This window comes from Sinorhizobium americanum (genome assembly GCF_001651855.1).
Taxonomy (GTDB): domain Bacteria; phylum Pseudomonadota; class Alphaproteobacteria; order Rhizobiales; family Rhizobiaceae; genus Sinorhizobium; species Sinorhizobium americanum.
The window spans coordinates 105,688-122,555 of sequence record NZ_LNQC01000064.1 but is presented as its reverse complement, the minus strand read 5'-3'; the positions used below and the strand labels follow the sequence as shown (position 1 = coordinate 122,555).

Sequence of the window (16,868 nt, the reverse complement as noted above, 5' to 3'; positions counted from 1 at the left end):
GAGCGCATTTCCTGAGGGCCGCGTTTGCGGCCCTTTCCTTTGTGTAGGGAAATGCAAGCGGTTAACAAACATGCTTAACCGCCGGTTAACCTGTGCCTGCCAACAGTTAACGAGAACCGCCACGAGGCTTTTCGGGTGGCGTCGACGACTGGCGAGGGCATGCGACATGGACTGGCGAAACGGGATTCTCGGTATCGCTCTGAGCGCTGGCCTCCTCTTGCCCGGCGTTTCTGCGGCGAACGACGAGGATCTGCTCGACGCGCCGGAGATCACGATCTCGACCGAAAAGGAAGCTGGCGGCCGCCTCTATCTGCGCGGCGACATCGGCTACGCGGGCTGGACCGGCGAAGGTGATCCATTCTATCGCGATTTCGATGGTGGCACAGGCAGCTACAGCAATGTTCCGTTCGACAACGCCCGTTTCGATGAGCCGGTCTCCGGCACGATCGGCGTGGGCTATCGGATCACCGATGTCTTCCGCGCCGATCTGACAGCCGACTATTTCGAAGGCCGTTTCGACGGCTCGTCGCTTACCGCAGGCCCTTGTGCGGGCGAGGGGGCCGGAACGTCCTGCGCGCTTTCCCACAGGGGCAATTTCTCCGCTCTCGGGCTGATGGCGAACGGCTATGTCGATCTGGCGACGCTCGCCGGTTTCACCCCCTATGTCGGCGCCGGCGTCGGCGCGACGCATATCGATTGGAAGACCGTTCGGGAAACCTCGACCTGCATCGCCGGCGGGGGTGCCTGTTCCGGGGCGGCGGCCGGAGGTTCCTATGAGGGTCGCGACAGCTGGCGTTTCACCTATGCGGTGATAGCGGGCGTCTCCTACGACGTTACCGACCGGTTGAAGTTCGACATCGGCTATCGTTATTCCCGCATCGCCGGCGGCGACATGTTCGGCTTTGGCGCCGAGGCGCTTGCCGGTGCGAGCGGCAGCAAGGGCCACGATGACGGCGTTTCCCGTCATGAAATCCGCGCAGGCTTGCGGTTCGCGCTCTGGTAGGGCTCTGTCTGCAACACCGCACGATGTGCTCGAAGCGCCAAAAATCGTGTCATACGCGACACAAGCCGCTTGACATCCTCTCCTAGCCACAATATTTCGGATGGCGGGACACCCCTCCCCAACGAGGGGCTTCTATCTGAGAGGATAGCATATGACGAAGCCTGCCAAGCCGGCCGTGCGCCCGGCAAATACCCATTTTTCTTCTGGTCCTTGCGCCAAGCGTCCCGGATGGACGCTCGAAGCTCTCTCCGATGCACCGCTCGGTCGTTCGCACCGCGCCAAGATCGGCAAGACGAAGCTCAAGCAAGCGATCGATCTTACCCGCGAAATTCTTGGAGTGCCGGCTGACTACCGCATCGGTATCGTGCCCGCTTCCGACACCGGTGCCGTTGAGATGGCGCTGTGGTCGCTGCTTGGCGCCCGTGGCGTCGACATGCTGGCCTGGGAAAGTTTCGGCGCCGGCTGGGTCACCGATGTGGTCAAGCAGCTGAAGCTCGCCGATGTCCGCCGCTTCGAGGCCGACTATGGCGAATTGCCGGATCTCTCCAAGATCGATTTTGACCGCGACGTGGTCTTTACCTGGAATGGCACGACCTCTGGCGTCCGCGTCCCGAACGCCGATTTCATCCCGGCGAACCGCAAGGGCCTGACGATCTGCGACGCGACCTCGGCCGCTTTCGCGCAGGAACTCGACTTCGCCAAGCTCGACGTCGTCACTTTCTCCTGGCAGAAGGTTCTGGGCGGCGAGGGAGCCCACGGCGTCCTCATTCTGTCGCCGCGTGCAGTCGAACGGCTGCTCACCTATGCACCTGCGTGGCCGCTGCCGAAGATCTTCCGCCTGACCAGCGGCGGCAAGCTGATCGAGGGCATCTTTTCCGGTGAGACGATCAACACGCCGTCGATGCTCTGCGTCGAGGATTATATCGACGCGCTTCTCTGGGCGAAGTCGGGCGGCGGTCTCAAGGGCTTGATTGCCCGGGCAGACTCCAATGCCGACGCGATCCATCGGTTCGTCGACGCAAATGCGTGGATTGCCAACCTGGCGACCAAGGCGGAAACCCGCTCCAACACCTCGGTCTGCCTGAAGATCGTCGACAAGGATGTGTTGGCCCTCGATGCCGCCGGCCAGGCTGCGTTCGCGAAGGGCGTCGTCGCTTTGCTCGAAAAGGAAGGCGTCGCCTTCGATATCGGTCACTATCGGGATGCCCCTTCCGGCCTCCGTATCTGGGCGGGCGCGACGATCGAGACAGCCGATATGGAAGCGCTGATGCCGTGGCTGAACTGGGCATTCGAGACCCAGAAAGCGACCCTTTCGCAGGCCGCCGCCTGATCCGACGCGTTTTGCTTCGCTCTCCCTGAGGGCGAAGCCACTCCAATACCGTTCAGACCCTGTTTCAAGGAGGCCTTTCATGGCACCTCGCGTTCTCGTATCCGATGAACTGTCGGAAACCGCCGTCCAGATCTTCCGTGACCGCGGCGTCGAAGTGGATTTCCAGCCGAAGCTCGGCAAGGACAAGGAGAAGCTTGCCGAGATCATCGGCAATTACGACGGTCTCGCCATCCGCTCCGCCACCAAGGTGACGGAAAAGCTGATCGCCGCGGCGACCAATCTCAAGGTCGTCGGCCGCGCCGGCATCGGCGTCGACAATGTCGATATTCCGGCCGCCTCGCGCCGCGGCATCATCGTCATGAACACGCCCTTCGGCAACTCGATCACCACGGCCGAGCACGCGGTCGCGCTGATGTTCGCGGTCGCCCGTCAGCTTCCCGCCGCCGACAATTCCACCCAGGCCGGCAAGTGGGAAAAATCGAAGTTCATGGGCGTCGAGATCACCGGCAAGGTGCTCGGCGTCATCGGCGCCGGCAATATCGGGTCTATCGTCTGTGCCCGTGCGATCGGCCTCAAGATGCACGTGCTTGCCTATGATCCGTTCCTGTCGAAAGAGCGGGCGGAGGAAATGGGCGTCGTCAAGGTCGAGCTGGACGAGCTTCTCGCGCAGGCCGACTTCATCACCCTGCACGTGCCGCTGACCGACAAGACGCGCAATATCCTGAGTGGCGAAGCGATTGCCAAGACCAAGCCGGGCGTCCGCATCATCAACTGCGCCCGCGGCGGCCTCGTCGACGAGAAGGCGCTCGCCGATGCGCTGAAGTCCGGCCACGTTCACGGCGCGGGCTTCGACGTCTTCGAGGTCGAGCCGGCCACCGAAAGCCCGCTCTTCGGCCTGCCGAACGTCGTCTGCACGCCGCATCTCGGGGCCTCGACCACCGAGGCGCAGGAGAACGTGGCACTGCAGGTGGCCGAGCAGATGGCGGACTATCTCGTCAAGGGCGCCGTCACCAACGCCATCAACATGCCGTCGATCACCGCCGAGGAAGCGCCGATCCTGAAACCCTTCATCCGGCTCGCCGACGTGCTTGGAGCCTTTGTCGGGCAGGCGACGGAAAGCGCCATCAAGGAGATCGAGATCCTCTATGACGGGTCGACCGCAGCGATGAACACCAAGGCGCTGACGAGCGCCGTTCTCGCCGGCCTGATCCGTCCTCAGGTGGCCGACGTCAACATGGTTTCGGCACCGATCATGATCAAGGAAAAGGGCATCATCCTTTCCGAGGTCAAGCGCGACAAGACGGGTGTCTTCGACGGCTACATCAAGCTGACGGTGAAGACGGCGAACCAGACCCGTTCGGTCGCCGGCACTGTCTTCTCCGACGGCAAGCCGCGCTTCATCCAGATCAAGGGCATCAACCTCGATGCCGACGTCGGAAATCACATGGTCTATATCACCAACACCGACGTTCCCGGCATGATCGGCTTCATCGGCACGACCCTCGGCGATGCCGGCGTCAACATCGCCAACTTCCAGCTCGGCCGCGAGAAGCAGGGCGGTGATGCGATCGCGCTGCTTTATGTCGACGGCCCGGTATCCGAGACGGTGCTCGATAAGCTGCGCGCCAACGCGGCGATCCGCCAGGCAAAGCCCCTGGTGTTCAACGTCGATTGAACAGCCACGCTGTTCCGAGCTTGGAGATGCAGCGCAAACGCGCCGGAGACCCCGGCGCGTTTCTCTTTGAGCGCTCACGATGTGCCGCGTCACTTCGGCGGCCTCGGCCGGCCGTGCTCGGCGATCGCGATGCCACCGAGGACGAGCAGCAATGCCACCAGATGATAGGCGTGAAACGTCTCGCCGACGAGCAGGACGGAAAGCAGCGTTCCATACACCGGAATGGCGTTGATGAAGAGGCCGGCACGATTGGCGCCGATCATTTCGACGCCGCGGACATAGAGAACCTGTGACATCAGCGACGGAAAGATCGCCGCATAAAGAACGATGGCCCAGCCGGTCGCGTCCGGCACGATCGCGCCGCCGCTTCCGGCCTCCCAGATGAGCAGCGGAATGGAGCTGAGGAGAGCCCCGAAAGCGGGCGCGGCGATGAAGCTCTGCCAGTGCATCGCCGGTTTCCAGCGCAAGGTGACCGTATAGACGGCATAGACGATGCAGGCCAGGATCATCAGCCCGTCGCCGAAATTGAACTTGAGCCGCATCAGGCTCGTAAAGTCTCCGTGGGCGGCAGTGGTGAGCACGCCGATCAGCGTCACGGTGAAGCCGACGATCTGCGCGATCGACGCTTTCGTGCGGAAGAAGACGAAGTTGAAGAGGAAGATCAGCATCGGGATGCCAGCCTGCAGGATCACCGCATTGATGGCGCTGGTATACTTCACCGCCGAATAGAGGAAGGCGTTGAACATCGTGAAGCCGACGGCACCATAGGCCAGCAACTGCAGCCAATGGGTGCGGATCTTGTCCCAGTCCCGGCGGATTTGCGGCGTCATCAGAGCAAGAATGACCGAGACCGCGACGAGCCAGCGCAGCGTTGTCAGCATCATCGGGCTGATGTGTCCGACGGCCATCTTGCCGGCAACAGAATTGCCGCCCCAGAAAAGCGCGGTGATGGCGAGATAGAAATAGGCTTTGGAATTCACGGCGCTGCGATCCGGATTGATGGGCAGTGGGAATGGATTGCCGAAGCGGCGGAGAGATCGCAGATATAGGCGCTAAGGCCATCGCTTGTCATGCAAAAAGGGCCGGCCACGGGGCATAACGGGGTCGCTTTCCGAAAGACAACACAGTATAGATGCGCGGGTTTGAGAACAGCGCAACGTCCTGATGCGCGCGTGAAACAGGAAGAGAATTATGACGAACGTCGTGGTGGTCGGATCCCAGTGGGGTGACGAAGGCAAAGGCAAGATCGTGGATTGGCTCTCGGAGCGCGCCGACATCGTCGTCCGCTTCCAGGGTGGCCACAATGCCGGCCATACCCTGGTGATCGACGGCGTCAGCTATAAGCTGTCGCTGCTTCCCTCCGGCGTCGTCCGCCCCGGCAAGCTTGCCGTCATCGGCAATGGTGTGGTTATCGATCCGCATGCGCTGATCGCGGAAATCGACAAGCTCGGCAACCAGGGCGTCAAGATCACGCCGGACAACCTGCGCGTTGCCGACAATGCCACGCTCATCCTGTCGCTGCATCGCGAGCTCGACGGTTTCCGCGAGGACGCCGCCTCGAACAGCGGCACCAAGATCGGCACAACGCGCCGCGGCATCGGCCCGGCCTATGAGGACAAGGTCGGCCGCCGCGCCATTCGTGTCATGGATCTCGCCGACCTCGATACGCTGCCGGCCAAGGTCGACCGGCTGCTGACGCACCACAACGCGCTGCGCCGCGGCCTCGGCGAAGCGGAAGTCAGCCACCAGGCGATCATGGACGAACTCTCTTCCGTCGCCGCGCGGGTGCTTCCCTTCATGGATACGGTCTGGCTGCTGCTCGACAAGCAGCGCCGCAAGGGCGCGCGCATCCTGTTTGAGGGCGCACAGGGGACGCTGCTCGACATCGACCACGGCACCTATCCCTTCGTCACCTCCTCGAACACGGTCGCCGGCCAGGCGGCCGCCGGTTCGGGGATGGGACCGGGCGCGCTCGGCTATATCCTCGGGATCACCAAGGCCTATACGACGCGCGTCGGCGAAGGGCCGTTTCCGACGGAACTCAATGACGAGGTCGGACAGTTCCTCGGCGAGCGCGGCCACGAATTCGGAACGGTCACCGGTCGCAAGCGCCGATGCGGCTGGTTCGATGCCGCTCTGGTGCGCCAGTCGGTCGCCGCCAACGGCATCACCGGCATCGCGCTCACCAAGCTCGATGTGCTCGATGGTCTCGACGAACTGAAGATCTGCGTCGGCTATACTCTGGACGGACAAGAGATCGATCACCTTCCCGCAAGTCAGGCGCAGCAAGCTTCGGTAAAGCCAGTCTATATTACGCTCGAAGGCTGGAAGGAATCGACAGTCGGCGCCCGCAGCTGGGCCGATCTTCCGGCACAGGCGATCAAATATGTTCGCCAGGTCGAGGAACTGATCGGTGCACCGGTCGCGCTTCTTTCGACGAGCCCGGAACGCGACGACACGATACTTGTGACCGATCCTTTTGAGGACTAGTGTCGGCTCAAGGAAGTGGCGTCGCACTGCGGCTGCATGACTAGGATTTGAGAAAGCATCTGATGGCGGATTTTGTTGCAGTTATTCGCAGGACCGTTGACGGCCTGTCGGAAAACAATCCCGAAATGCGGGGCAGGGTCTACGAGAAGGCGCGCAGTGCGGTGCGTCGCCAGCTCGAAAACATGACTCCGCGGCCATCGGACGACATGATCAATCGCCAGTTGAACAAGCTGGAACTGGCAATCTCCGAGGTCGAAAACGAACACGCCGAGGCCCTGCCGGCAATCGAAGAAACCGAAGCGCTCGAACAGCCCGAACTGCTCGAGCCGGATGCAGCCGAAGCGCAAGCCGAACAGGAGGCTGCCGCTCCGGTCTCGCCGGAGCCGGAACCGGTTCCGGACGAGGCACCAGAAGTTGAGCAGGCGGCCGCCGAGGAACGCATCGAGGAGGCGGCGCCGGAAGCCACGCAAGCCTTCGAAGAACCGGCTCCGGCCGACGTACCGGCTGCCGAGCAAGAGTTACCGGAGCAGCGGGAAGCGGAGCCCACCCCTGCGGCCGGCCCGGACGAGCACCATCGGGAACCGCCTGCCGCAAGCGAGGAGCCGGAAGCCGTTCCAGCCGAGCCGCAGTGGGGCGCACCGGTAGAGGAACACGTTCCGGCGGAAGAGCCTCGGCCGGCCGAGGAATTCCCGCCGGCGGCGGAAGCCGATAGCTGGCATCAAGCGCACGTCGACGAGGCAAGCGAGCCGCATGCGGAGGAATTCGAACGCGGCGAGCCCGAGCCCGAGCCCGTGGCAACGGTCGGCCCTGAAGAAGAGACGGCTCCGGAAGAGCCGGTCGGCGAAGAAGCTCCACCGGCCGAGGCGGCACCGGTGAAACAGGAACCTTCCGAATGGGCGCTGCCGGAGTGGGAGGACGTTCCGCCCGCCGCAAGCGCCGGTGAAGAGCCGCCGGCGGCCAAGGCGCAGCGCGAGGAGGCGGCCGGCCCGGAACGGCTCGGCATGCATCCGGTGGAGCCCGAGACGAGCGCTCACCCTCAGCGGCCGGCTGAGGCCGAGACGGCGCAGGCCTGGTCATTCGACGATAGCGATCCCTTCGCTGCGCCCGCCGACACCAGAAAGGACAAGCCGGCTGAGCCGGAGGTCTCTGAATGGGCCTGGCCCGTGGAGAAAGCGCCGGCCGCTTCGAACGAAGAGGAGCGCGCCGGCACCGCATGGGATCACATCGATGATCTGCTCGGCCTCGATGAAGCCGGCCGAAGGGCGAACGGCTCGGACGCTGCCGCCAAGGAAGACGACCAGGTCGGCGACGTGGCGCCGGCGGCCGTATCGCCGCGGCCTGCCTCCTACCGCGTTGCTCCCAAGCCATCCCGCTTCAACGTGAAAAGCCTGGCAATCGCTGCGGTGATCCTGCTTCTCCTTGGCGGTGGCGGCTTTGCCTATTGGGTGAACAGGGAAGCGGGCAATGCCTGGCTTTCCGCAATGCTCGCGAAAATCATCCCCGCCGGTCCGGAGACGCAAACGCCGCCCGGCCGTGAGGGCGAGCCTGCCGTGCAGCCGGGCGAACAGTCCGGCGCCCAGGAAGGTACGGCATTGCCGGACGACAAATCGAGCAAGTTTACCCAGCGTTTGCTTGCCGATGGCTCCGAGCGCGACGAAGGGCCCGCCGGCGCGAACGGCAGCGAAATAGCGCAGGAGGGCAAGTCCGTCGCCCCGCAGACGGAGGCCGGCCAGCCGCAGGGCGCCGCGGCGGGGCCTGAGCAGGCCGCCGCCCAGCCCCAACAGCCCGCCACCAACCAGGACAGCGGAGCGCCGCAGACCGAAGTTTCCATCGCCGACGGCGAGAAAATGTTCCTCTATGAGGAGCGGCTTGGCCAATCTTCGCCCACGGCGGTTCCGGGCGCTGTCGCCTGGTCCATCAAGGAGGAGTCTCCAGGCGGCGACGCCAAGCCCGAGCCGGCGATCCAGGCCCAGATCACCGTTCCGGACCGGGGCATGACGGCGCTGATGACGATCAAGCGCAATGTCGATCCGTCGCTGCCGGCAAGCCACGTGATCGAATTCGTCTTTTCGCTGCCCGAGAACTTCGAGGGCGGCGCCATCGAGGGCGTGCAGCGCGTATCGATGAAGCGCACAGAGCAGGATCGCGGTGACCCGCTCATTGCCGTCCCGGCGAAGATCACCGACGACTTCCACATGATCGCGCTCAACGATTTCGCGGAAGCCGTCGGCAGCAACACCGAACTCTTGCGCAGCCGTAGCTGGATCGACATCCCGATCACCTACCGCAACGGCCGCCGCGCCCTCTTGACCCTCGAGAAAGGCGCAAGCGGCACGGAGGCCTTCAGCAAGGCGATGCAGGCCTGGAGTTCACTCGGCAGCGCCGCCGCGGCGAGCGGCCAGTAAAAGATCGAAACAAACAGAGAGCCCCGGCTGGATGGCGTCCAGCCGGGGCTTCGTTTCGTTCTGAAGGATGTGAGAGGCCGTTCAGGCGCCCTCAACGACCCGCAGCGAATTGGCGCGCTCGAGTGCCGCCTTGCGGACCGCTTCCTGGACCTTCTCGAAGGCGCGGACCTCGATCTGGCGAACGCGCTCACGGCTGATGTCGAATTCGGTCGAAAGATCTTCCAGCGTCACCGGATCTTCGGTCAAGCGACGCGCCTCGAAGATGCGGCGCTCGCGATCGTTCAGGACCTTCATGGCGTTGGCGAGCAGGGCGCGGCGACTTTCGAGCTCGTCCTGCTCGATCAGGATTTCCTCCTGGTTGTCGTGCTCGTCGACGAGCCAGTCCTGCCACTGTCCCGAGTCACCCTCGCTGGCCTTGATCGGCGCGTTGAGCGACGCGTCGCCGGAGAGGCGCCGGTTCATGGAAACGACTTCGTCCTCGCTGACCTTCAGGGTCGTCGCGATTTCCTTCACCTGCTCCGGCTTGAGATCGCCTTCGTCGAGCGCCTGGATGCGGCCCTTCAGCCGCCGCAGATTGAAGAACAGGCGCTTCTGGTTGGCGGTCGTGCCCATTTTCACCAGCGACCAGGAACGCAGGATGTATTCCTGAATGGCCGCCTTGATCCACCACATGGCATAGGTGGCGAGCCGGAAGCCGCGATCGGGCTCGAACTTCTTGACCGCCTGCATCAGGCCGACATTACCTTCCGAAACGACTTCGCCGATCGGCAGGCCATAGCCGCGATATCCCATTGCGATCTTGGCGACGAGGCGCAGGTGGCTCGTCACCAGCTTGTGGGCGGCGCTGCGGTCGTCATGCTCCTGATACCGCTTGGCGAGCATGTACTCTTCCTGCGGTTCGAGCATTGGAAATTTGCGGATTTCGTCGAGGTAGCGGTTGAGGCCACCCTCTCCGGCGGCAATGGTCGGCAGCGTGTTGCGGGCCATGAAGCACCCCCTTTGTGCATCTCCGGCCTCCGGGACGGCAGGCCGGGCGTGGGTCTTCGTCCAGACCCCACGAGGCTAGAAGATAAGTACGGCGAAAGCATGATTCAAGGAGTCCGGTTTCACGGTATCGTGAGACCAGCGGAAGGAAGATTTCCTATTGAAGCGCCCTTAAGATCGGGATTCTTCGCAGCAATTTCAAGAGCCTGTCATGCTCCGGCGCGAAGCGCAGCGACCAGTTCCTGCATGTCTGCCGGCATCGGTGCTTCGAAGTGCATCGTGTCGCCGCTGGCAGGGTGCTCGAACTGCAGCATGAAGGCATGCAGCGCCTGCCGGGAGAAGCGGTTGACCACGCTCTTGGCGGTTTCGGGCAACAGGTTTGCCTTCGTCCGGAAGGCGGCGCCATAGTCGGGATCGCCGATCAGCGGATGGCCGATATGGGCCATGTGGACGCGGATCTGGTGCGTCCGGCCGGTCTCCAGATGGCATTCGACGGTTGAAGCGAGACAGGTGCCGTTGGGCTTCTCGTGATAGCGCTCGACCACTTCGTAATGGGTGATCGCCTCACGCGCGTCGTCGCTTTCGTCGCGTTTGACGGCTCGTTTCGTGCGGTCACCGGCCCGGCCGAGCGCGGCATTGATCGTGCCCTTCAACTGCCGGGGACGCCCCCAGACAACCGCCTGATAGGCACGCTCCAGGGGCCCCGTGCGGCCGTGGTCAGCAAACTGGTCGGAGAGATGCCGGTGGGCGGCATCGTTCTTGGCGACGACCATGACGCCGCTCGTTTCCTTGTCCAGCCGATGGACGATGCCGGGCCGCCTGACGCCGCCGATGCCGGACAGGCTGTCGCCGCAATGGTGAATGAGGGCGTTGACGAGCGTCCCCGTCCAGTTGCCGGCACCCGGATGGACAACGAGGCCGGCCGGTTTCACCAGCACGATCAGATCATCGTCCTCAAAGAGAACATCGAGCGGGATGTCCTCGCCCTTGGGTTCGGGATCCTCGGGCGCGGGCAGGGCGATCTCGAAGCTGTCGCCCGGTTGCACCTTGCGCTTGGGTTCGAGCACCGTGATGCCGTTGATCGAAACGGCACCCTGTTCGATCAACGCCTTGATGCGGTTGCGGGAGAATTCGCCCGAAAGCGCCTCCGTCAGAAACGCATCCAGCCGCCCGGCGGCATTCTCGTCGGCGCTCAGGACTTTCCTATTGCCGGTCGCTTGTTTAAAGGGATCGTTCATTCCGTTTCAATTCCGACAGAAAGCCAGCCATGACCCCGATCGAGCCCGACGAACAGGAAGACAAGCCGCTTGACCCGGCGATGGAGAATGTCCGCCGCAAGATGGTGCGCCTGCAGCTGGTTTCGGCGGGCGTGATGCTGATCATGCTTATGGCCGTCCTCGGAACGATTGTCTACAAGCTGACGCGGAGCGACGAGGCCGCGGAGGCGACGCCGTCGGCAGTCAGCGTGCCGGGTGATGCGCCGCTGACCGCGATTGCGGCGTTGCCGGCCGGCTTTTCGGTGTCCGATGTCGCGCTGTCCGGTTCGCAACTGCTGTTCTACGGCAGCCTGCCGGGCGCCGAACCCCGCGCGATCGTCTTTGACATCAAAGCGGGGCGCATCGTCGCCGACGTCACTGTCAGGACCCAGTGACGAGATGATCTCGGCAGCGCCTCCGATCCGCATCGAGGATCCGTCGGACTCGCGCATCGCCGCCTTCCTATCGATCAAGGAGCGGGATCTCACCGGCCGGCAGGGCCGCTTCATTGCCGAAGGCACGGTCGTCCTGCGGATGCTGGCGGCGGCGCACCGATCCGGGCGCGGCATCACCGCCGAGGCAATCCTGCTGCTCGAAAACCGGCTCGCCGGCGTCGCAGAGCTACTTGCACAATTCCCCGCCGATGTGCCAGTCTTCATGGCCGATGCCCGGGTCTTCGACGCCATCGCCGGCTTCAACATGCATAGGGGCGTTCTGGCGCTAGGCCGATCCGATGCGATGCCCGCCCGCGACGCCCTCATCGCCGCCCTTCCTGCCGCAAGCCTTGTACTTGCCGCCTGCGGCATATCCAACCACGACAATATGGGATCGCTCTTTCGCAATGCAGCCGCCTTCGGCGTCGACGCAATGCTGATGGACGCATCGAGCTGCGACCCCCTGTACCGCAAGTCGATCCGGGTCTCCGTTGGATCGGCGCTGACGCTCCCCTTTGCGCGTGAGGGAACGGCCGCCGAACTGATCGAAAGGCTTCGGGCCGCAGGTTTCGCGATATGGGGACTTTCGCCGCGCGGCGAGACGGATATCACGGAAATTCCACCGTCGCCGCGCACGGCATTGCTGGTCGGGGCAGAGGGCGAGGGGCTGCCCCCGCCGATCCTTTCTGCAGTCCGCACCGCGCGTATCCGCCAGCGCCCCGCGCTCGACAGCCTGAACGTCGCCATGGCCGCGGGCATCGCGCTTTATCAGGTTGCCAGTGCCAACGGCCGTATCTGAGAAAAGCCCGAGCCGCCTTCATTCAGGCGGCAGCATTTCCTTGGCACGCGTCGCCAGGCTCTTGCTGGGTCCGGGCTTTCCCGTCTCCTCGCGGTCGAGAAGCCCGTGAATCGGCGAGGAAGAGCCTTCCCGTGCCGCCGTGAGCGCCACCATGCCGGCGGCGATCTGTGCCATCTCCTCGCGTAGCGCCTCGTCATGGGCCGCGGTTTTCGAACTGGCGAGGCGTTCCGACAGCGCCGTTGCGCGGTTGCGCAGGTCGTCGGAGAGGACGGTGGGATCCAGACTATGCTGCGCTTCATGCGCCCCCTCGACCGCAAGGCCCTGCGCGACGGGGTGCTGTTCCACCCGCTTCGGCGGCTTGGTGCCGGCCAGTCGCATCGCTTTCGTTGCGTCGCGGATTTCCTGGTTTGCCGCCTTCACCCGCGTCTTCAGCCGCTCGATCTCTTCCGCTCGCCGTTCAAGCGCGCTTTCGCGGTCGGCATTGGCGGTCGTCTCGCGGGCGAGCTTAGTTTCAAGCTGGCGTATGCGGTTTTCTTCGCGGCCGAGCCGCAGCTCCATTTCGCGAGCCCGAGCGTTTTCAGTCTTGAGACTGGCGCGCAAGGCCTCGCGCTCGTCGCTCAGACCGGCGGCACGGCTCTTCAGATGCTCCATCTGCGTTTCGCGCGCCGCGAGGTCGATGCGCAGGTTGTCGAGTTCGGTCGCCTGCCTGTCGATCTGGCTGTTCAAGGCGCGGATTGTCTCGTTCTTGGCGCCGGTGTCGCGCTGCAGGTTGTCGAATGCCGCCCGCATGTCGGCGATCCGCAACTCGAGCTGGCGGACGGTCGACCGCATGTCGGCGGCATCGACGTTCATGTCGGCGAGTTGCGTGTGGAGGTCGGTGTTTTCACCAGCCAACCGCTGTGCCTCGGTGAGCGCCCTTTCCTTCTCCAGCATCAAGGCCACGCCCTTGTCGCGCTCGCGGCGGAGCGTCTGCGACATCTTCGCGTTCTCGACGGCGAAGGTGGCGCGCGCGGCGTCTCTCTGGGCGCGAACTTCCTGTGGGCTGAGCGGCATCGTCGCTTTCAGGCGGTCCTCGGCGAAGCGGACGATGCGCTTCTGAATGGCCGGCGCCACCAGGAGGCCGAGAATGGCTGCCGTCAGGAAGCCCAGGGCAAAGAGGAGCGCATATTCAATCACGTGCTGGCCGTTTCAAGTCTGGATCGGATCCAATGCATCCATGCGGTTGGGCGGTTGCTTCCGTCTTCTGCAGTAAACACGACGGCTCGAAAGCTGCAACAATTACTGCAGGATTGCACGCCCTTCGCTCGCTCCAGAGGCTCGTATGCGGCCTTTTGGTATCAGAATGGGTTCCAGGTCGGCTGCTGTGTCAGCTTCAGATAGCCGACATTGAGACCGAGCCTTGCGCCGATGCCGGTGCGGATCGGCACGACGACGACGTGTTCGTCGGTCAGCACCGTCATGCCGACGCCAGCGACGACGTAGGCCGATCCGGATACGCCGCCGAAGCGCTTGTAGAGCGCCGGGACGCTTGGCAGGTTATAGACGAGCATCATCGCCCGGCTGCCCTGGCCGCCCCAGTCGAGCCCGAGTGAGGGGCCTTGCCAGAACACACTGTGCTGGCCGACATTCTTGGTGTGGAGCTCGCCCTCGCCATAAGTGAGACCGGCGATGAAGGCACCGGACCCTTCCTGGCCGAGGATATAGCCGTTCGGCAGGCCGTAGCGCTCGAAGGCGCGCTCGACGACCTTGGCAAGCCCGCCGGAGGTCTCGCCGAAGAAGCCGTGGCCGGCATCGACGATCTCCTGCATCGTATACTGGCTGCCGTTCGCAGATTGGGCGAGCGCGGCGGACATCAGGGCGCTGCCGAAGAGCAGGATTGTCGTCAGAATGGCGCGAACAGCCATTGCGGTTGCCTTCATGGTCGGCTGCATCGTTTCCTCCGTCAGGCGCGAATGCGGCTCGCGGGCCGGCCGTCATGACCAGCTCTTGCATCAGTTGCGCGGGCCAGCGCGGGTCTCGAACGAGTGCACCTGATCCGCTTTCCGTGGTTCCACTCGAAGTCCGGAGGTGCCCTGACAATTTGAACCGATCCTCTTAATAATCGGTTTACCAAATGTGATGTCATTATGGCCTATTGATCGGCGCGGGCCGCATAGCTATGCCGGGCTCGGGCGAAGGCCTCGCCGGAGATGGCACGAGTCCAGACGTCGATATGCTGATGGAACCGAACGGGAAGAATGATGGCAAAGAATCCGAACCTGACGTTGACGGGACCCGATCTGGCGGCGCTGCTCTGCAGCCGGGTGTGTCACGACATCATCTCGCCGGTCGGCGCCATCAATAATGGTCTCGAACTCCTGGACGAGGGCGGCGCCGACGCCGATGCGATGGACCTCATCCGTACCAGCGCGCTCAATGCATCGGTGCGGCTGAAGTTCGCCCGGCTTGCCTTCGGCGCCTCCGGCTCGGTGGGCGCGTCGATCGACACCGGCGAAGCGGAGAAGGCCGCCAAGGACTTCGCTGCTGCGGAAAAGAAGACCGAGGTCACCTGGAACGGCCCGCGGGCGATCGTCGCCAAGAACCGCGTCAAGCTCCTGCTGAACCTTTTCCTGATCGCCTATGGCGCAATCCCGCGCGGCGGCTCGCTTGACATCACCCTGAAGAACCCGGAGTTCGATGCGGTATTTACGCTTGTCGCCAAGGGGCGAATGATGCGCGTTCCGCCGAGGCTGACTGAGCTCCTTTCCGGCACCCCCGAGGAAGCCGTGGACGCCCACTCGATCCAACCCTATTACACGGTTCTGCTCGCCGAGGAGGCTGGCATGCTGATCGACGTCACGTCGACCGGCGAGGAGATCGTCTTCACCGCTCGCACCGAAGCCTGATCCACCCCGCCGCTGATCACTCCCATGGCATGAAACGAGGTCTCCATCGGTCGGCGATGGAGGCCTTTCTCTTATCTCGGGTGCCGGAAGGTACCGCTGCTTCCGACTCCGGCGAGGGTTTCACAGGGTCTCGGCGGATTATTGCTTTGCGAGAAATGAAAATAGGCCGTCAACCGTGGCGGTAACGGTTTCTTTGCCAAATCTCTCTAAGTTTTGCTTTATGGACGCCTTTTGGGGTCCGATGAGGCCTGAAGGAGTTGGACATGCGGCGCTTGATGATTGCCGATGGCTCGGATGTTGTGAGGAAGGTCGGGAAGCGCATTCTGTCGGGCATGGGTTTCCTGGTGTCCGAAGCGCCGAGCAGCCTCGAGGCGCTTGTCCGCTGCGAGGCCGAACTGCCGAACATCCTGATCGTCGACTCCGGACTCGAGGGCGCCCTCGATCTCATCGCCAATATCCGCCGGCTGCCCGAGGGCGCGTCGGTGCGCATCTACTATTGCGTCGTCGAAGCGGATCTCCGAAAGATGATGGCCGGCAAGCGGGCCGGGGCGGACGATTTCCTGCTGAAGCCATTCGATCGCAAGATCCTGACGAGCGTCTTTGCCAGCCAATCCATGGCCGCCTGACGCATTCGCATAGCCAGACCGAGCATTGCAGCCGCGGCACCGACCGCGGCTTTTTTCATTCACGGGAATGAAATCGGCGGGGGTGGTTTTCGAACTGGATCAAATTCCCGCCGCAAAGCAAAAACCCGCCGGTGCGGCGGGTTTGCGGGGGTATATATCGGTTCTTGGCGGCGGTACCCGCCGGCAAATCATGCGGTTTCCAGATAATCGTTGCCGTCGGGCTCGCGCAGCACATAGCCGCGGCCCCAGACCGTCTCGATATAGTTGGCGCCGCCGGCGGCGTTGGCGAGCTTCTTGCGCAGCTTGCAGATGAAGACGTCGATGATCTTCAGTTCCGGCTCGTCCATGCCGCCATAGAGGTGGTTCAGGAACATTTCCTTGGTGAGCGTCGTGCCCTTGCGCAGCGACAGGAGCTCGAGCATCTGATATTCCTTACCGGTCAGATGCACGCGCTGGCCGCCGACTTCCACCGTCTTGGCGTCGAGGTTGACGATCAGCTCGCCGGTGGCGATGATCGACTGGGCGTGGCCCTTGGAGCGGCGCACGATCGCATGGATGCGGGCGACCAGCTCGTCCTTGTGGAAGGGCTTGGTCATGTAGTCGTCGGCGCCGAAGCCGAGGCCCCGGACCTTATCCTCGATGCCGGCCATGCCGGAGAGAATGAGGATCGGGGTCTTGACCTTCGACAGGCGCAGCGTTCTCAACACCTCGTAGCCCGACATGTCCGGCAGGTTGAGGTCGAGGAGAATGATGTCGTAGTCGTAAAGCTTGCCGAGATCGACGCCCTCTTCCCCGAGATCGGTGGTGTAGACGTTGAAACTCTCGGACTTGAGCATGAGCTCAATGCTTTGCGCCGTCGCGCTGTCGTCTTCGATCAGTAGAACCCGCATAGTCTTCCCCTTTTCCGCCGCCCAAGGTCGTCGTGGCCCCCTTACGCGATACGGATCCAGTCGTTGCCTGATTTGGAGGCTGCCACCAAAT

Annotated in this window: 15 protein-coding genes; 9 read left to right on the top strand and 6 right to left on the bottom strand. The window is 63.5% G+C overall.

Features of this window, described 5'->3' with window-relative positions; all coding sequences use genetic code 11:
• Positions 1-166 precede the first annotated feature (166 nt).
• The 3 genes from ATC00_RS19480 to serA all read left to right on the top strand — a co-directional run bounded on the left by ATC00_RS19480 (position 167) and on the right by serA (position 4,008).
• Positions 167-1,003 (top strand): outer membrane protein, encoded by an 837-nt coding sequence (locus tag ATC00_RS19480; protein ID WP_082912432.1) that lies wholly within the window; start codon positions 167-169, stop codon positions 1,001-1,003.
• A gap of 151 nt (positions 1,004-1,154) precedes the next feature.
• On the top strand, positions 1,155-2,333 hold the full coding sequence (locus ATC00_RS19475) for a phosphoserine transaminase (protein WP_064254017.1): 1,179 nt from the start codon (positions 1,155-1,157) through the stop codon (positions 2,331-2,333).
• A 79-nt stretch (positions 2,334-2,412) separates the two neighbouring features.
• A complete protein-coding gene (gene serA / locus ATC00_RS19470; protein WP_064254016.1) occupies positions 2,413-4,008 on the top strand; it encodes a phosphoglycerate dehydrogenase in 1,596 nt (531 codons plus the stop codon).
• An 89-nt stretch (positions 4,009-4,097) separates the two neighbouring features.
• Here the strand turns inward: serA and ATC00_RS19465 are convergent, their stop codons facing one another.
• Positions 4,098-4,988: a DMT family transporter gene (locus ATC00_RS19465; protein WP_064254015.1), complete on the bottom strand. Its 891-nt coding sequence runs from the start codon at positions 4,986-4,988 to the stop codon at positions 4,098-4,100.
• A 211-nt stretch (positions 4,989-5,199) separates the two neighbouring features.
• Between ATC00_RS19465 and ATC00_RS19460 the strand changes: the two genes are divergently transcribed.
• On the top strand, positions 5,200-6,498 hold the full coding sequence (locus tag ATC00_RS19460; protein WP_037388799.1) for an adenylosuccinate synthase: 1,299 nt from the start codon (positions 5,200-5,202) through the stop codon (positions 6,496-6,498).
• A gap of 62 nt (positions 6,499-6,560) precedes the next feature.
• Positions 6,561-8,903 carry a hypothetical protein gene (locus ATC00_RS19455; protein WP_064254014.1) on the top strand — a complete coding sequence of 781 codons (2,343 nt, stop codon included), beginning with the start codon at positions 6,561-6,563 and terminating at the stop codon, positions 8,901-8,903.
• An 81-nt stretch (positions 8,904-8,984) separates the two neighbouring features.
• On the opposite strand, the gene rpoH is transcribed toward ATC00_RS19455, so the two are convergent.
• Positions 8,985-9,890, bottom strand: coding sequence for an RNA polymerase sigma factor RpoH (rpoH, locus tag ATC00_RS19450; RefSeq protein ID WP_037388791.1), 906 nt, complete (start codon positions 9,888-9,890; stop codon positions 8,985-8,987).
• 206 nt (positions 9,891-10,096) lie between these two features.
• A complete protein-coding gene (locus ATC00_RS19445) occupies positions 10,097-11,125 on the bottom strand; it encodes an RluA family pseudouridine synthase (protein ID WP_064254013.1) in 1,029 nt (342 codons plus the stop codon).
• A gap of 29 nt (positions 11,126-11,154) precedes the next feature.
• On the opposite strand from ATC00_RS19445, the gene ATC00_RS19440 reads away from it, so the two are divergent.
• Positions 11,155-11,538 carry a hypothetical protein gene (locus ATC00_RS19440; RefSeq protein WP_064254012.1) on the top strand — a complete coding sequence of 128 codons (384 nt, stop codon included), beginning with the start codon at positions 11,155-11,157 and terminating at the stop codon, positions 11,536-11,538.
• Positions 11,539-11,542: 4 nt separating this feature from the next.
• The gene (locus ATC00_RS19435) at positions 11,543-12,376 is read left to right on the top strand and encodes a TrmH family RNA methyltransferase (RefSeq protein ID WP_064254011.1); all 834 of its coding nucleotides are present in this window, start codon (positions 11,543-11,545) and stop codon (positions 12,374-12,376) included.
• A gap of 18 nt (positions 12,377-12,394) precedes the next feature.
• Here ATC00_RS19435 and ATC00_RS19430 read toward each other — a convergent pair whose 3' ends face one another.
• Both ATC00_RS19430 and ATC00_RS19425 read right to left on the bottom strand, forming a co-directional pair.
• The gene (locus ATC00_RS19430) at positions 12,395-13,552 is read right to left on the bottom strand and encodes a coiled-coil domain-containing protein (RefSeq protein WP_064254010.1); all 1,158 of its coding nucleotides are present in this window, start codon (positions 13,550-13,552) and stop codon (positions 12,395-12,397) included.
• Positions 13,553-13,713: 161 nt separating this feature from the next.
• Positions 13,714-14,307, bottom strand: a complete 594-nt coding sequence (locus ATC00_RS19425; protein ID WP_037388778.1) for a DUF1134 domain-containing protein — start codon at positions 14,305-14,307, stop codon at positions 13,714-13,716.
• A 309-nt stretch (positions 14,308-14,616) separates the two neighbouring features.
• Here ATC00_RS19425 and chpT point away from each other — a divergent pair, with 309 nt between their 5' ends.
• Positions 14,617-15,261: a histidine phosphotransferase ChpT gene (gene chpT, locus ATC00_RS19420; RefSeq protein WP_064254009.1), complete on the top strand. Its 645-nt coding sequence runs from the start codon at positions 14,617-14,619 to the stop codon at positions 15,259-15,261.
• Positions 15,262-15,524: 263 nt separating this feature from the next.
• Positions 15,525-15,887, top strand: coding sequence for a response regulator (locus ATC00_RS19415; RefSeq protein ID WP_037388773.1), 363 nt, complete (start codon positions 15,525-15,527; stop codon positions 15,885-15,887).
• Between the two features lie 188 nt (positions 15,888-16,075).
• Here the strand turns inward: ATC00_RS19415 and ctrA are convergent, their stop codons facing one another.
• Positions 16,076-16,777, bottom strand: coding sequence for a response regulator transcription factor CtrA (gene ctrA, locus ATC00_RS19410; protein ID WP_012709262.1), 702 nt, complete (start codon positions 16,775-16,777; stop codon positions 16,076-16,078).
• Positions 16,778-16,868 lie beyond the last annotated feature (91 nt).

Coding starts and splice junctions, on each gene's coding strand:
- ATC00_RS19480 (WP_082912432.1), top strand. CDS start 167: ATGGACTGGCGAAACGGGATTCTCGGTATCGCTCTGAGCGCTGGCCTC.
- ATC00_RS19475 (WP_064254017.1), top strand. CDS start 1,155: ATGACGAAGCCTGCCAAGCCGGCCGTGCGCCCGGCAAATACCCATTTT.
- serA (WP_064254016.1), top strand. CDS start 2,413: ATGGCACCTCGCGTTCTCGTATCCGATGAACTGTCGGAAACCGCCGTC.
- ATC00_RS19460 (WP_037388799.1), top strand. CDS start 5,200: ATGACGAACGTCGTGGTGGTCGGATCCCAGTGGGGTGACGAAGGCAAA.
- ATC00_RS19455 (WP_064254014.1), top strand. CDS start 6,561: ATGGCGGATTTTGTTGCAGTTATTCGCAGGACCGTTGACGGCCTGTCG.
- rpoH (WP_037388791.1), bottom strand. CDS start 9,890: ATGGCCCGCAACACGCTGCCGACCATTGCCGCCGGAGAGGGTGGCCTC.
- ATC00_RS19445 (WP_064254013.1), bottom strand. CDS start 11,125: ATGAACGATCCCTTTAAACAAGCGACCGGCAATAGGAAAGTCCTGAGC.
- ATC00_RS19440 (WP_064254012.1), top strand. CDS start 11,155: ATGACCCCGATCGAGCCCGACGAACAGGAAGACAAGCCGCTTGACCCG.
- ATC00_RS19435 (WP_064254011.1), top strand. CDS start 11,543: ATGATCTCGGCAGCGCCTCCGATCCGCATCGAGGATCCGTCGGACTCG.
- ATC00_RS19425 (WP_037388778.1), bottom strand. CDS start 14,307: ATGCAGCCGACCATGAAGGCAACCGCAATGGCTGTTCGCGCCATTCTG.
- chpT (WP_064254009.1), top strand. CDS start 14,617: ATGGCAAAGAATCCGAACCTGACGTTGACGGGACCCGATCTGGCGGCG.
- ATC00_RS19415 (WP_037388773.1), top strand. CDS start 15,525: ATGCGGCGCTTGATGATTGCCGATGGCTCGGATGTTGTGAGGAAGGTC.
- ctrA (WP_012709262.1), bottom strand. CDS start 16,777: ATGCGGGTTCTACTGATCGAAGACGACAGCGCGACGGCGCAAAGCATT.